At 35.4% G+C, this 16,387-nt stretch carries 12 protein-coding genes; 4 read left to right on the plus strand and 8 right to left on the minus strand.

The annotated features are described in order from the left end of the window. From CG11_RS00100 to CG11_RS00110, 3 genes are all read right to left on the minus strand, one after another. On the minus strand, positions 1-712 hold a 712-nt coding region (locus CG11_RS00100), incomplete at its 3' end, for an ABC transporter permease (protein ID WP_197043744.1). A gap of 99 nt (positions 713-811) precedes the next feature. After that, positions 812-2,083: a lysylphosphatidylglycerol synthase transmembrane domain-containing protein gene (locus CG11_RS00105; protein ID WP_063832975.1), complete on the minus strand. Its 1,272-nt coding sequence runs from the start codon at positions 2,081-2,083 to the stop codon at positions 812-814. Between the two features lie 285 nt (positions 2,084-2,368). Next, on the minus strand, positions 2,369-3,142 hold the full coding sequence (locus CG11_RS00110) for a ScpA family protein (protein ID WP_052591887.1): 774 nt from the start codon (positions 3,140-3,142) through the stop codon (positions 2,369-2,371). Between the two features lie 184 nt (positions 3,143-3,326). On the opposite strand from CG11_RS00110, the gene CG11_RS00115 reads away from it, so the two are divergent. The 3 genes from CG11_RS00115 (at position 3,327) to CG11_RS00125 (ending at position 6,881) form a co-directional block, all read left to right on the plus strand. Continuing rightward, positions 3,327-4,079: an isoprenyl transferase gene (locus tag CG11_RS00115; RefSeq protein ID WP_052591888.1), complete on the plus strand. Its 753-nt coding sequence runs from the start codon at positions 3,327-3,329 to the stop codon at positions 4,077-4,079. Positions 4,080-4,365: 286 nt separating this feature from the next. Continuing rightward, on the plus strand, positions 4,366-5,331 hold the full coding sequence (locus tag CG11_RS00120) for a hypothetical protein (protein WP_052591890.1): 966 nt from the start codon (positions 4,366-4,368) through the stop codon (positions 5,329-5,331). Positions 5,332-5,639: 308 nt separating this feature from the next. After that, positions 5,640-6,881 (plus strand): T9SS type A sorting domain-containing protein, encoded by a 1,242-nt coding sequence (locus CG11_RS00125; protein WP_052591891.1) that lies wholly within the window; start codon positions 5,640-5,642, stop codon positions 6,879-6,881. A 189-nt stretch (positions 6,882-7,070) separates the two neighbouring features. On the opposite strand, the gene CG11_RS00130 is transcribed toward CG11_RS00125, so the two are convergent. The 5 genes from CG11_RS00130 to CG11_RS00150 form a co-directional block, all read right to left on the minus strand. Beyond that, positions 7,071-8,696, minus strand: a complete 1,626-nt coding sequence (locus CG11_RS00130) for a hypothetical protein (RefSeq protein WP_052591894.1) — start codon at positions 8,694-8,696, stop codon at positions 7,071-7,073. Positions 8,697-9,107: 411 nt separating this feature from the next. Next, positions 9,108-9,872: a hypothetical protein gene (locus CG11_RS00135; protein ID WP_052591895.1), complete on the minus strand. Its 765-nt coding sequence runs from the start codon at positions 9,870-9,872 to the stop codon at positions 9,108-9,110. 56 nt (positions 9,873-9,928) lie between these two features. Further along, entirely contained in the window at positions 9,929-10,483 is a 555-nt protein-coding gene (locus CG11_RS00140) for an RNA polymerase sigma factor (RefSeq protein ID WP_081909411.1), read from the minus strand. Between the two features lie 637 nt (positions 10,484-11,120). Next, positions 11,121-13,364, minus strand: coding sequence for a type IV pili methyl-accepting chemotaxis transducer N-terminal domain-containing protein (locus CG11_RS00145; RefSeq protein ID WP_052591898.1), 2,244 nt, complete (start codon positions 13,362-13,364; stop codon positions 11,121-11,123). Between the two features lie 322 nt (positions 13,365-13,686). After that, the gene (locus CG11_RS00150) at positions 13,687-14,640 is read right to left on the minus strand and encodes a magnesium transporter CorA family protein (protein ID WP_052591899.1); all 954 of its coding nucleotides are present in this window, start codon (positions 14,638-14,640) and stop codon (positions 13,687-13,689) included. A 442-nt stretch (positions 14,641-15,082) separates the two neighbouring features. Between CG11_RS00150 and CG11_RS00155 the strand changes: the two genes are divergently transcribed. After that, complete coding sequence (locus CG11_RS00155; protein WP_052591900.1) at positions 15,083-16,372, plus strand: DUF5103 domain-containing protein; 1,290 nt, start codon at positions 15,083-15,085, stop codon at positions 16,370-16,372. Positions 16,373-16,387: the final 15 nt, after the last annotated feature.

The raw sequence follows: 16,387 nt of genomic DNA on the forward strand, positions 1-16,387 counted from the left end.
CATCATGGCTGTGTCCGTCGCCATGGTCGTGCCTGCCGTGATCGTGATCGTCATGGCTGTGTCCATCGCCGTGGTCGTGGCTGCCGTGGTCGTGATCGTCATGCATTCTCCAAACAGTAGACACGTTTGTTAAAATTAATTGATCCAAGATCAGATTTGTCTCTTTTAAAATTCCAACCACTTCATAAGCATAGGTTTCATGTACATGTCCGCCTTCTTGAACTAATCCATGAGAACCGTAAAATGTACTCCCTATTTTAAGACCTAGCTTTTTCGCTGCACGTGCCCCTACGTTTACTTCCAAGTCTTTTTCTATCAAACGACCTTCAGCTACTTCTGCGTTAAAATGAGCAATATATTGGCTGTCTGTTCCGACAATCCTAAATCCATTGTAGCTATCTCCCAATGCCAAAGGAATTGCCTTTTGGATGTATGGGTTTTTGGTAACAACAAAAGATTCTTTGAGAGGAATATTTCCTGTTGGTGCATCAATATGGTACACCGAAGACAAAATCATTTGCAAAGGGCTACCTTTTGCACCAACGACCAAATCCACTCCTTCTATATTTTTATACAATCGATCTTGAAATTGCTTGTTTAACAAAAACAAAATCGATGTCAAACTTACTCCTAATGCTACTAAAACAGTACTCAGTAAGGTCGAAAATGGTTTATCGGCTAGATAGTTCCAACTTAATTTTAGTATGTTCATAATATTGCAAATTAAATCTTTAGTACATGATTCCTCGCTAAATTCTATTATTTTCTACAAAGTATTTTTCACCAAAACGCATCCAATTCGATAGCTAGATTAATCTTTCTTGTCCGAAATCAAAGAATCGTAGGTAGTTGGATCTTCTATTACAATACCTTGTTTTCTCATTAAAGCTTCTTCTTTGTTTCGTTTAATAATTTTGCCAACCCAATTAGGGACAACAATAGCCCCCACTAAAAGATATACATAATACGTAAATGTACGCCAAATTGTCGCCATGATAACCATTAAAGTTCCTGCTGCTGCAATACCTGTAGCTTCTGTTGGTATATAATCAAAGTGGAATGTTTTGAATGCATACTCAGCAACCCCTGCTCCTCCTGGACTAGGCATAACAGCCATAATTACATACATCGCTTGCTGACGAGCATAAATAAACAATTGTTCCCAGAATGCTGTAAAGTTTAATTGCCCGTGCATAAAGTCGTTATAATGCGCTTGAATTTCAGGGTTAGGAGAATAAGCAACAAAAGCAACAATCAAACAGTTTAATACCATAAAACGAGAAGCCCATGCACACATAGTACTAATATAGGTACCGATATGAAACGTCCATTTTTGAGTTTTGAGCTCTTCTGAAGCCAAATCCATATCGTCTGTTATCTTGATCGCTTTTTCTCTAAAACGTTTCAAGAATGGAATTTTGCAGAACCAAAGCAGCAGGTTTTCTAGCTTTTTGGCATCAACTAATACTCCATAGAAAAAAATACCTCCATAGACCAACATCAAACTATAAGCAAAAACAAAGGCAATTCCCCACTCACTATCGTGCCAAAGATGTGCTATAGTATCTGATCCTGGTTGAATCATAAGAGGTCCGAATAGTAGAAAGAAAACAAGCAATGCTGATAAGAAAGAGAAAGTATCTACAATAACTGTATACAACACTATCATTGCTGTTTTTCCAGCAGCCAGCTTTTCTTGCGCTATCGCAAACATAGCCACTGCTGCTCCTCCTACACTCGTTGGTGTTACAGCAGAACTAAATTCCCACATCATCACCAACTCAAAACATTTTTTCCATGAAAAGAAGCCATTGGTAATAATCCTCAACCGTACCATATAGCAAAAATGGCGAAAACACATAAAAAAAGCAGCCATTCCAATCCATGTAAATACGTGGCTACTAAATTCAATTTTACTAAATTCTTCTGCATTAAAATCCTTGACGAACATATACACAACAACCGATAACCCAATCATTGCCGCCAAAAAAATTCTAAATGGACTAATAGAATTTAAGACGCCTGCGTGTTCTTCTTCCTGCTCCTTAATAGACTGGTTGTCTACAGATTCCATTTCGCTCATTATTCTTTTTATTTATTGTAATCAATAATTCGCTGAAAAATCGCATCAAACCGATAATCAGCAGGTATTATTTTTAGTGTTAAAAGTATTAAAAATTTGATTATCAACTATGTAACCAACACTTACGAAGTTGCACATTGTAGCAATGAACTGTGCGAGCTCACGACTACAGGGAGTAACAAAGCTAATTTAATGCAACATAAGTAATCGTCTAGGAAAAAATTTTATAAACCACGAAGTAGCAACACAGCTAACTAAAAGCAAAGCACTCACGAAGTAAACAGCCTATTCTTCCTCTTCATTTGTCCCCAATATATGATCTATTGGTGGAGCTTTAATCGTAAAATCGTTAAAACCACCATTTCCCTCTACAAAGATAATTAGTTCTTGCTGCATCAAGTCCAAAATCGCCAAAAAAGTAAAAATTGCATGCAGTCGATTTTCACAATTGCTAAAGATACCTCTAAAAGAAAGATTCTTTTTTGTAGTTAAACTACTCAATAAAAAATCTCTTCGTTCTTCTATCGTATAATGATAATGGACAACAGTATGTATAGTTTTTTCCATCCTAAATTCAAAAGTAGACAAGACTCGTTCATACGCTTGTAACAAACGAAATAAGGATAGGTTCTCTAGTTCTGCATCGGCTAATGCCGCAGAGGTCATTTGCTGGACTTCGTCCAAAACATTTCCTCGATGTGTTCTTGCTGCACGGGTTGCCTCCATTTGACGCAACTCTTCCAAAACTTCTTTGTAACGTCTGTACTCCAACAATCGTTCAACTAATTCCTTACGAGGATCAATTTCATTGCCATCTTCGTCTAATTCTTTTCGAGGCAAGAGCATCTTGGCTTTGATTCTCATCAATGTTGAGGCTACTAAAATAAACTCACTTGCTGTGTCTATATTTAATTCTTCCATTTCCCGCAAGTATTCCAAAAAATCATTTGTAATAGAAGATATTGGAATATCATAAATGTCCAGTTCATCTCGTTCTATAAAGAAGAGTAAGAGATCAAACGGCCCTTCAAACTCAGGAAGTTTTATTTTATAAGTCAATTTTAGTGTTTTTAATGGTCAAATGAGCGGAACAAGCTAACTATTCTTTTTAATTCAAAATTAATAGTATTAACTTTGTCGTTCGTGCATAAAAGCATTTTAGGGTATAGATGCAAAAATACAGGTATTGTCAATTAATACAATCTATCCCAAATAGACACAAAATTAGGGAAAAATAATATTAATGGAGCTAAAAGATCAAATAGATTTAAACAATCTACCAAAACATGTTGCCATCATTATGGATGGAAATGGTCGCTGGGCAAAACAGCAAGGTAAAGCACGCGTTTTTGGACACAAAAATGGTGTTCACTCAGTACGAGAAGTAACAGAAGCTGGCGCAGAATTAGGCATTCAGTATATGACATTGTATGCTTTTTCTACAGAAAATTGGAATCGTCCAAAATTTGAAGTTACAGCTTTGATGACCCTCTTGGTGTCAACGATTCGAAAAGAAATTGCTACATTAAATAAAAACCAAATTCGGCTGCAAATGATTGGCAACATCAATATGCTTCCTTCTGCTGCTCAAAAAGAGTTGCTAGAAGCAATTGAAAGTACCAAAGATAACACACGTATGACCTTAATTCTCGCCCTGAGTTATAGTTCTAAATGGGAAATTATCGAAGCGGTCAAAGATATCGCTCGTCAAGCAGTCAGTGGAGAAATTGCTATTGACGATATTGACGAGGACAGTATCAAACATGCTTTGAGTACAAAGGACTTTCCTGATCCAGAATTGATGATTCGTACGAGTGGGGAATCTAGAATTAGTAATTTCCTACTTTGGCAATTGGCTTATGCCGAACTTTTCTTCACCCCTGTTTTTTGGCCCGATTTTCGCAAGAAACATTTTTACGAAGCTATTCTTAATTTTCAAAACAGAGAGCGTCGTTTTGGAATGACTAGTGAGCAAATCACAGATGTAAGCACCTAAACAAAAAATTATAGTAGGAGCTGCCATTCTTACTAGAGATGAACTTTATCCTAAAAATTACAGTTATTCTTTCATAACTTGTGATAGGGCTTTCTTATGCCCCTAAGAAGCTAATAGATTGATTTTTAGACTATCATAACTTCATCTCTTGAAGTCCTTGCAAAGGGTCAATAACCAAGTACCAAACCCTATAACAAAACTTTGATAATCAAGTAACTTATTATCAACTACAACCGCAAACAGAAGACGACAAACTAACTATTATACAATAATAAACAAATTACCTATGCGATTTTTATTAACAATAAACTGCCTATTTTTTCTATCTATTTCACTTATCAATGCTCAAGGATTTGGTTCTCCTGTAGAGTATATCGAGTACTTTAATAAAGAGTTTGCATTAATGCAAGAAATGCAGATTGAATACTCCTCTTTCTTAGCACACACAGGTAGCGCTGAGGCAGAAGCCAAACGCCAAAGTTTATTAGCATCTTCTCAAAAAATTCACGATCGATTTGCTAGTTTAAAAGCTTTTGAAGACGACAAAGGCATCAAATCTAATGCGGTTAAGGTCTTGGATATAATGCTTTTATTAGGCAACAACAACTATACAGCTACTGCAATTGACAAAGCAGGTTGTTTGGATTGTTTTGAAGCGGTGTTGATTGAAACAGAGTTGATAGACAAGGATGTAGATAAACTAGGCAAGGCAATGAGCTCAATGGTCAAAAGTATTGAAGAATTTGCCAAAGCAAATAATATTCAAATGACCGATGAGGGTGATAATCACGAGACGTTATTAGCCAAAATCAATAGAATTAACAATTATCTACAAGAATTGAATTTAGCAACCTTAGAAGTACAATATGCCGATGCTGCCATTGTCAAAGCATTGAATGAAAAAAATCCTAGTAAGGCAAAAGAAGAAGTTAAAAACATGGTTAAAGCAGCCAACAATGCTAGCAAACGCTTGAAAAAAATCGAGCGTATCAAAGAGGATGCTACCGCTATTGGTCAAGCAGAAAAACTAGTAGATTTTTATAAGGATGCCTCTAAAAAATTATATCCAGATATGGTCTCTGCCTTTGATAAAAAAGGTAATGTTATCAATGAAAAAGTAGATTTATACAACAAAAGTATCCAGAAGTTAGCCAAAAGTACTGGCACACTTACAATGAAGTATGAAACAGCAAAACTCAATTTACAACAACGCCATATCCCCAAACCTAAGGAAAAAGTCATTCGCTCTTAACCTATATTATAACATAAAATAGAGTTGGGATTTTCCCTAACCTCAAACATCATCCAATCTTTGGATGGTGTTTTTTTTTTATAAATTAACTACTATTGGATGTAATCAACAGGCTCTCCAACATCCCATAAACAAAGCATTCCATTCTTTCAACTATTCTTCTGACTTGTAAGAATTGCCCAAAATTGGTTATAACTCCACAAATAATATGTCATAATATTGCATAAGAAAGTTACGCTTTAGTAACCTCACATAATTCCCCCATAATATGATTTTATAACCATCCTTATAACTTTTAAACAATGATCATGAAAAACCTAATTTTATTATGTTTTCTTTTTGTATTTACTAATTATAGTAATGCACAACTCCGCCAATTAACTTGGTACAAAACGAGTCCATTGGGCAACTCTTACACCACTCAAAACTTTTCTGTTTGTGGTAATCCACCACAAAAAAAATTCAAAGTAGCTTACCACCACTGCCCGCAGTATGTCAATGTCGATTGTATTGGCGGTTGTGGTAATAACCCAATTCGTTACACAGTTGAGCTACAAAGAAATGGTGTAGCTGTTGGTTCTCCTCAAGTATTCCAAGCATCTAGTGTTTGGAGCAATACATTTTTTTATAATGTGCCCACTTCTCCAGGAACCTATCGAGCTTATGTAAAAGTAGAACGTAGAAAGCCGATTTGCATTGGTTGGGAAACGCTTACAGTAGGCTATACCAACAGCATTACAGTTGGCACTACACCTGCTACCCCTAATTTTAATGTAAATGGAACAGCCATTCCTGCTAGTGGCTATATTAATACATGTATTAGTAACATCAAAATCAATGCAGCTTCTACTAGCTGTGAAACTGCTTACTACATAGGTGTTCAAGAGTCTAATGAATGGTGGAATAGAACCTTCGAATATGAATGGGGGGGCTGGATTAGTGGACAAGCACCTAACAACATCAATCTGCAAGGTTTGGCAACGACATTTGGTACAGGTGCTCGATATACAGGAACCGACGCTAGTAGAGAAGGAAATATTTTAATTGGTGGCAACCTATCCACTGGGCAAGCAAGATTTTATCGAGTTAGCATTTGTACAGGTACGCCATCTTGGCAATGCAAAACAGCTCTTATTCGTGTTGACCCCAACTGTAGAATTGATCCATCTACTATTACCGAAGACACCAACGAATACATTTGGATAGAAGACAACGAAATGGCTCAACGACTTAAAAACGAATCGATAGAAGCTTCTTTTGAAGCAGATGTGGACAATGACATAAGTGCTTTGGAAGGTAATCCAATAGGAAATGTTACTATTGCTCCTAATCCATTCAGTGGTTCTGCTGCTGTATCTATAGATAACTATGAGGGCGAAGCACCTATTTTATTTGAACTTTACAATGCCTTAGGAGAGCGTGTTGCATCCATACAAACGAACAAAACTCAATTTGAGATTCAACGCAATCAACTTTCTGCAGGCATCTATATGTACCGTGCCACTGTTGATAATGAACTACTAGGAAGTGGAAAAGTTGTCATTGAATAATAGATAAAGTATCCTTAAACTGTGTATAGAGGCTGTCTAAGGGAGTGTGCCTTGGCAGCCTTCTTTTTGTATTTCCCATTTTTTCATCAAAAAACAAATCCTAATCCAAGCATTTATACCCAAACTACTCCACAATTACATAACAACAGCACAACTAAATCTCAACTTAGCGCCCCCTTTCGCGATTAACTAAAGTTTATAATACACCCCAAAGTTGGCAAATAACCCACTCTTTGAATAACTAGAATCCGTACTCTTATTTTCTTTTAACATAAAGTTATTCTCTACCCCTAATGTTGTTCTCAAAGAAAAATGAGGACGCACATTCCAACTCAAACCAGCCCCTGTCATAAAACTCATGTATTGTAATGTTTTGGTATTCGCATTGTCTTCATTAAGTGCAAAATTAATTGCTTGATCGTTTGACATTACATTTATATTAGACGTCTTATATTCATAACGAAAAACATTCCATTTGGCACCAGCATAAATAAAAGGCTGCCATCTTTTTGAGTCAAAATGATACTCGACACTCAGAGGAATTTGGATGTGTGTAGTTTCTAGCTCTTCCCAGTAATCTAATTCTACCAAATCGCCATCCGTCGTTGTACTAGGAACTGTTAACTGTAAGGTATTGATAGCCTTTGTATATCCTGTAGACGTATTGACGATCAAGTCACTTCCAACATCTCCCGAAGGCAATAAGTATTCCTGTGCATCGCTATAAACAATTCCCATTCGTTGCCCCCAAAAGTCCTTGCTTCCTCCCAATTGTATTCCTGCTCTTACCCATATATTTTTGAATGGAGAATAAGCTATATTCGCTCCCACATAAGGTTCTATTAATCGTTCTGAGGTTAATTCTTTATCTGCTATAATTCTTTGGTTGAGAATATCAATTTCCTTTTCTGTAAATAGAGCTTGTAAACCAACTTGAAAGCCAACTTCTAGCGAATGTAGCTCTCTTTTTTTCTTCTTTTTTAAGGAGAAAGAATAATCAGGAGTTGCCTTAGGTATTGTTGATGGAATTGCCAATAGACTAGGTGCAATAACCTGTAAATCATCCATAGATTTATTTCCTTCTGCTGTAACAGCTTTAACAACAGCCTTCTTCTGTTGAGTTTTTGGTTGTAAATCATCAGAATTCAACCTTGCTTTTTTAGCATTAGACAATATGGATGAAGCCTTTTGGTCTCCATTCGAAGTGCTTAGTATTGGTTTTTCGTTTCTTCCCTCTTCCCTATTGATTGCATTAGCAACATAATTATTTTGATCCAATTGATACTCTAGTGTTTGAATCGTTTTATTTTGTTGAGCAAGTAACGTTTGAAGGTGCTGTTTTTCTGCTTTTAAAGCCTCTATTATATTTGCTTTTTTTGTAATTTCCTTATCCAGCTCCGTTTGTTTAATTGTATTGGAATCAATAGATGTTGTGGTCCATTCTGTTTTGTCTGTTGTGCTTGAAGTCGTTTGGTCTAAAGTAATGTTTTGATGAGTATTGATAGATGTTGTTAATGGCTTTAATGATGGAGTGGTATTTATAGTTTGAGTATTTGAAGTAGCTTGGGCATATTCTAATTGAGCAATATGATACTTTAGATAAAAAATATACGCCAACATTGCCAATATCAACAAAGCAGGCAACAAATACTTTAACCAATATGTTTTTTTTCTATTTTTAGAAGCGCCAATAAGATTTTGCAAGACGACATCATCTGTTCTAGGATCTGGATGAAACCAGTCAGCATCCTCTCCTTCTATTGAGGACAGCCTTTTTCTAAAAAAATCTCCTAAGTTGTTGTTATTATCTTCCATCTTATTCTCAATATTAATACTAGGGTAAAGCTACAATACATCCACCAAAGAATTCTTGCCATTTATTAACAGTCTCATAAACGTACCTCTATAAACTTTTTTAAATAGCTTCTAAAGGAAATTAGAAGATTTGAAAACAGCCAACTAGTAGCCCATTTCAAACCTTCTAATTTATTGTGCTACTTATTATAATTAGTAGTTCGTTGATTAGCTCCCTGCGGTCGTGAGATCGCTATCGCTTAGTTGTTTACTTTTTTACAAAAAATAAAAAATCACATTTATATTAACTTGATAACCAAAACCTTAACACAGAACACAACAAACACACAACTTATTGATTATCAACTGCGCAGCACTCACGAAGTAAAATAATAAAGTTTCTCAACGACCACGAAGTAGCAGCGTAGCTAACTATTGATAATCCAATCTATATACTTTTTTCTCCTCCTCTATTTTTGCTTTGTATCGAACCTCTTTTCCACACAATCTATATCCAACTGTCATTCCTGCTGAAATATCATCTGGCATCAAGTTTTTCTTATCAAAATCAAAAATATGTCCTGCACGCCCGTAGACATTGATATCTACTCTAGGGCTTACTTTGTATGACAACATCAATTTAAGACCAGCAGAACTACTATACCATTCTGTATATTCTCCTATATCCGAGTTCTTTACTCCTTCTGTTACCAAAAAATTTGTCGCCTCTATACCCACTCCAACTTTAAACTTATCAACTGGTTTGAAACAAAATAAGGCGCTAACAGTTCCTCCATTCAAATAAGTAGACTTGTATACATCCTTGATGTCATCGTTGTAACTATAAAATACAGGCTCAGGAATAGCACGCATGGTATAAGCAAAATGTATTTGAAAAGAAAAAATACTCTTTGTCTTACCTATTTCTCCAAAAACACCGATCTGTGCTTCTGGTCTTGCTGCATACATTACTCGATACGTTCCCTTTCCTTCTGGCATTTTAAGGGTTGGATTACTTTCTGGTTTTAAAACATTAGATACTCCTACTCCTGTAAGAATTCCCCATTCCATTTTCCAACTCTTTTCAATCTCATTGGTTCTATTGCTTTCTCTAATTAGAGTTTGAGCTTGAGTCATACTATAAGCCATGCATAATAAACCAATAAACAACAATACTCTTGAATTTCTAGCAACCATAATTACGTTTTTTGATTCTTGTATCAGTTTTTTTTATCCTGATAAAGAAGTGTGTGTTAAAACAAAATTTTAATTTTTGCCCTCAAAGCTTTTTTAGCTTTAAAGAGCTGTGATTTGGAAGTACCAATTGAAATTCCAAGAATTTGAGCAATTTCGTAATGTGAGTAACCTTCAATTTCGCGCATATTAAAGACAACTCGATATCCAAAGGGTAATTGTTGAATCAATTGGGTTAATTCTTTTGCAGTGATTTTTCCTAGCGTACTTTCTGACATGTCCATTTCATCTTCGACCAAATCTAAATCTTTAAAAGACTGTTGCCATTGGTGTTTTTTTAAATATAGAAATGCCGCATTGACAAAAATTCGATTGGACCAAGCTTTAAAACTACCTTTTTGGGGCTTAAATTGATTTAACTTTTCAAAAACACTACTAACAGCTTCCTGAAAAACATCGTGTGCCTCAAACCGATTGCTTGCATACCGCAGACAGATACCAAACCAGTATTGCTTGTGACGAGTGTAAAGCATTTCTATTGCTTTTTCGTCACCTTTCAAACTTCTCTTAATAAGTAGTTGGTCTTCCAAATTCATATCTGTGATAATTATCATTCTATCAGTGCTTAGTATAGAATGACTAAAAAGGTTGCCTAGCGCCTAAAAAATTTTATAAAAAATATGATTTTTTTTCTAGACAAGTAGAAAGATGGTGCAAAATACTCCTATAATAACATGAACACGATGCCATACAATGTTCTTGTAGCCAACTTAAGTAAGTGGTCAGAAAAAATAAGAACAAAAAATGGGATTATTTTTTTGCTAATCCAAGAAGAAAAAGGAAGGCTTAGCGAGCTAAGACAAGTTTTTCTAATGAAGAGTAGCGCAAAAAGAAGGCTGTTTTAGCTACGCTGCTACTGCGTGGTACTTGTTATTTTTTTGAACGATTACTTAACATTACTCCGTTGAAAAATCGTATTAATTTATTGCATGAGTGCTTCGCAGTTGATTATCAGCAAGATGCACTTTCGCCAACCTTTATACTAAAAGACTGATAATCAAACTAATGCAAGATGCTTTTTTATGTTTTTTGTAGGAAAACTAAACAACTAAGCGATAGCGATCTCACGACCGCAGGGAGCTAATCAACGGAGTATTACTTAATACACCAATACAATAAGAAACCCAACCAAGCAAGTTGCTCAGTTGGGCCCTCTATAAAAAATACCAATCATTTACATATTTAAGTAAGTTAAAACAGTGTTACTTCACTAGAAGATTTAGTTAGTTTCTCAGTTTCTAGTAACAAGACGTTATGCACACTTAACAAAGCATATAAATCAACGTCATTGGCTTTCAAACCATATTCTTTAAAACGTTTGAAGTAGCGCTCTATCGACGTTAATTGATTGGTCAATGCAGGCGCATCGTCCATATAATTGTGAAAAAGTTTTAATGATTTTTCATATTCAGAGAAAATCTCATTCAATTCATTTTCATAGCTTTTTTGACTCCAACGCCCTGCCAAGCAATACAACAACACCTGTTCAGTTCGAGTTCTTAGATGTGCGGCAGCATTAATCGTTGTTACTTGCTGTCTGTTGGCTGTTTCATTAATTTCCTTGACAACCGACTCACAAGCTACTAACATTTCTTGGCTTACCTCCAACAAAGAAGCAACATCCTCTTTAACCAATTCAGATCTAAAGACCGTTTGGCAACGTTCCCATTGAGTGCTTACAGAAGCCAGTGCATTTTTTAAAGAAGCCGTTTGAGCAAATGATTTGAGTTCTTCCAATTGCTTTTGAAAAACAAGTTTGTCTTTCTCTAATTGTTGCGCTTGGTGTTGACCATTCAAATCCATTGCTACTGCCAAATAGTTAGCAGCCATCTTTTGAGACAACATACATTGTTGATTGGCTTTTTCTATTGCTTCTTCTTCTACCATGCCGTTAATTTTTTCTCTATACAGCTCTGTTAAATCACCTAGTTCAGTTGCCAAATCTCCCGACCAATCGCTCAATTCTTCTCTGTAACTATCTGTATCTTGCAAGTAATTTTTGATCTCTCTCCATTTTTCAACCAAATTTTCTCCTCGTTTTTGAATGTTAGGAATTGGAATAGACAAACTTAATTTATTAAAGTTTTCAAGGTACTCATAACCCGTTTTCTCCAATTCTTTTGCAATACCCTCTTTTTTGATGCCCCAAGAAAGTGCATAGCTGTACATTAATATCCGTTCTGTTAGCATTTCTTGATGATCAATTTGCTTGATCCAATCTGCCATGGCATAGTTATAAGAACGAACATTTTTCTTGTAGATTTTTGCATATAGCTCCAACAACATACTCACATTATCACAAGCTCTTAACAATTCATTGTTGCTGTACAATAGCTTTTGCGCTCCCTCTTTGGTACTTGCATTCATTGCCTCATTTCTATAATCGGTCCATAAAGCATCTACAATATTCAACGCCTCAGTAATTTCATCCATTGGAGAAAATAACTTCAACTCATCTATATTCTGCTCAAAGCGATCAATATCTTTTTGACGTTCTTTTTGGTATTTCGTATTCTTTGAAATCCCTTCTAAAATATAGGTCTTGATAATTCTTTGAGTCAATACATTTTGTTGACCAGCCAAATCAATGGCATTATTTAATAATAAAGAAGCTACCCTCAAATCAATCAACACTTCATAGTTCTTGGTAATTTCTTCCATTGCTTCCAAGAGTCCTTTTCCCATTTTCAAAACTTTCTCAATATTCGAAAAGTCTTTTTCTTTTTGACCACAAGAAGTCGAGAGAGCTTCCCACTCTTTGCTTAATAAAATCAATCGATAATCTATTTCGGGTGTATTCTCTGTCGCTCCCATCAGTGCAGTTAGATTAGTTTGATAATGCTCCAAGGCAAGGTTTAATTCTTTATCAAACTTCGTGTTGCTTCCTATCAATGCATGATTTGCCAAAAAGTAAAGTAATACTCGTTCTGTTAACATTCTTTGTTGACCTGATCTATTTTCCAAATGGACAATGCTTGCATTCATTTGGTACAATCCATTTCTGTCTGCAAAACGATTGGCATACCACTCTACTTCTTTCGTAACCAAATCACAAGCTTCTAAAATAGTGTTGTTTTCTTCCAACAACAAAAGTATGTTTTCTTTCGTAGGGCGGCTTTGAACCAAGTTTTTATACTTGCTCCATAAAGTATTTACTTTTTCAATTCGTTTAGCGTATCTAGCACTAATACGAATAGCTTTCAACTCTCTTAATCTTTTTTCAAAGAGCAATACGGCTCCATCTAGCTCATCTTTATGAGTTCGAACGTCTGTTCCTAAATAAAGTGCGATATAAGATTTTGCCATACGTTGGGTAAGCATTCTTTCTGAACCAGCCTTATTTAATATCTCTCCGATTAGGAGTGTTTCTGTCTCTTGTGCTTGCAATACATTTGAACTCAAAAGGATAGCAACTAGCCATAAAATCTGTCTCATTTGATATGTGTGTTTTTTAAAGTCCTCTTCTATAAATAAAAACAAAAAATATTTCTATTATTATAATATCTATTATTTACCTCAAAGGTACGAGATCCAAACACGGCATAAAATGATAGGAAATACTTAGAAACATGACATTGGTCATTTGTATAGACAGCATAGATTTATGTTATCTAAAAAGCAACTACTTATACGCCCAAGACAATTACAAAAAAGCTTTTGTAAGCTAAAAAAAAATAGCGTGCACATTAAGTGCTTCTAGTTTAGTACATTTTCTTATAACAAAAATTCAATTGCTCGAAACAAGGGGCTTCACCTACTAAATCATTCGCTTGCTTCTAAAAAAGATTACCAAAGAAAAAGAAAATAGCATTGAACCTCCCAACAAAAACCAGAACGCATAAGGGCTTTTTTGCAATGGCAAGTCATTGACATTCATACCATAAAAACTAGCTACTAAAGTAGGAACCATCAAAATAATGGTAATAAGTGTCAACCGTTGCATGACTTCATTTAGGTTGTTAGAAATCATAGAAGCCAAAGCGTCCATCGTATTGCTCAAAATATTGGTATAGATGTGCGCCATTTCTTGAGCTTGGCTATTATCAATCATAATGTCCTCTAGCAAATCTGCTTTTTCTTCATCTTTTTGGATACTCAACAAGTCCATTCGCTGTAGCTTTTGCTTTAACAGCGCATTGGAACTCAAAGCCGTAACAAAATAAACCAAGCTTTTTTCTAAACTCAACAGACGTTTTAAGTCTTTGTTTTGGCTAGACTCATACACTTCTTTTTCAATAATATTTCGGCGAACATTAATATCTTTTAGGCATCGAAGGTAGGTATAGACATTCTGTTCCAAAATTTGCAATACAAAAAGAGAAAAATCTTGTGGGTTAAAGCTGCGCACTTTGCTCTCTATAAACTTCTGCATGACAGCTGTTTCATAAGAAGAAATCGTAACAATATGTTCTGTTGTGATAATAATACCAATTGGAACAGTGATGTATAATGTCAGGTCATCCCTTCCTTTTTCATTCAAAGCGGGGGTGTTGACAACAATAAATTTCACATCATCTTCAATTTCAAAGCGAGTTCGTTCGTCAATATCCAAAGGATCGGTCAAAAAGTCTATAGGGACATCTAATTGCTCTGCTAGTTGATCAATTTCAACAGCATTAAATGGTGGAGAGATGTTTACCCAGCAGCCCGAAACCAAGCTTTCTAGCTCTTCTAACTTGCCCTTTTTTTGTTTTTCAAAATAACGAACCATAATACTTTGATTTAGTGTAAAAGCAAAATAATGGTGTTCCGTGTATTGGATAGTTTCTACTTTCTGTCATAGGGAATAGCGATTACACCCTCCATTTATGATTCGCCCAATAATCTAAAACCTTTATTAAGTGAATTACTTATGGTCTCGCACAGCAAATTATCGAGAAATTATCTTTAACAAACACTTATTTTGGCACGAAAATACAATATTCAATAGATAGAAAAGAGTACTTTTGTAATTATTCCTATTGTTGTCCTATATTTTTAGCAATTTGGGGACTCACTTAACACACTCCAATTATAACTTTAACGCTTTCTTAAAGTCAAAAAGTTGGATGGCATCGTTGTCCATAAAACGGCATATTTATACTATCAAATATGCTTGGGAAATACAACTTACAAGATCCCACATACAGCTCTATTTTATTAAAAATTTAATTATGCGCTTACAACATTCTTTATTAATTTTCAGCTTATTTTTCAGTGTTCAAACTTATTTATTCAGCCAAGACAAAGAATATCCAGAATTTAGAAACTACGACTACATCTATAAAGAATATATCAAAAGCGTCCGATTTTATCAATATGACTCAGAAACAGACTATCCCATACTAAGCCTTCAAAGCCCTGGTCATTTTATCTTATCGTTTGACGATATGGAAGCTTATACCAAGGATTTTTCTTATAAAATCATCCATTGTGATGCCAATTGGAATCCATCAGAAGAATTAGATGCACTAGATTATATTGATGGCTATCAAGAGAACCGTTTTTATGAATCTCAAAACTCATTCAACACAAAGGTTCCATACACACACTACGAAATTCAGCTTCCTAACGAAGATATAAAATGGACAAAATCGGGCAACTACCTATTAAAAGTATATCGAGATAACGACGAGCGCGACCTGATTATTACCCGCCGATTTATGATTGTGGATACAAAGATGAAGGTCGTTCCTAATATGCGCCGTTCGGCAACACCTCCCTATTCTAGTTCTCATCAAGAATTGTTTTTTAGCATCGAACATGCAGGCATTAGAATCGGAAATCCTGGTTCTCAAATCAAGACGGCTGTTTTACAAAACGGGCGTTGGGATAACGCCATTACTGACTTAGAGCCTACTTTTATCCAAGATGAAGAAATTGGCTATGACATGCATGGCAAATTGCTTTTTCCAGGTTACAAAGAATTTCGTCCCTTAGATTTACGCTCTTTTAGATATCGAACACTACAAGTAGAACAGTTGAAGGAGTACAACGATGGTTTTGAACTCTGGCTATTTGAAGATGCTAACCGAAAATACACCTCGCATGTCTTTACCCACGATTTGAATGGCAAGTTCTTGATTGAGTCCAACGACGACCGAGAAGGAAAACTAGAAGGAGAATACGCTCAAATCAACTTTTCTCTCAAAGCACTTACTCCTTATGAGGGCGAGGTCTATGTATTGGGAGAGTTTAATAATTTTCGCCCAAAACCTTCTTACAAAATGAACTATAATAGCGATTGTCTGTGTTATCAATTAAGCAATACCTTTAAAAATGGTTTTTACGATTATTTTTATGGTGTTTTTGATCATGCTACGAACGAACTAAATATCCAAAAAATTGAAGGCAGTAGTTTTGAATCTGAAAATGATTATTTATTTTTAGTTTACTACAAACCTTTTGGTGGTCTATATGATCAACTGGTTGCTGTGCAAAAACTCAATACTAGACCCAAATAAGTCACTTCTTAATCG

The sequence above is a fragment of the Aureispira sp. CCB-QB1 genome (assembly GCF_000724545.1).
GTDB lineage: Bacteria > Bacteroidota > Bacteroidia > Chitinophagales > Saprospiraceae > Aureispira.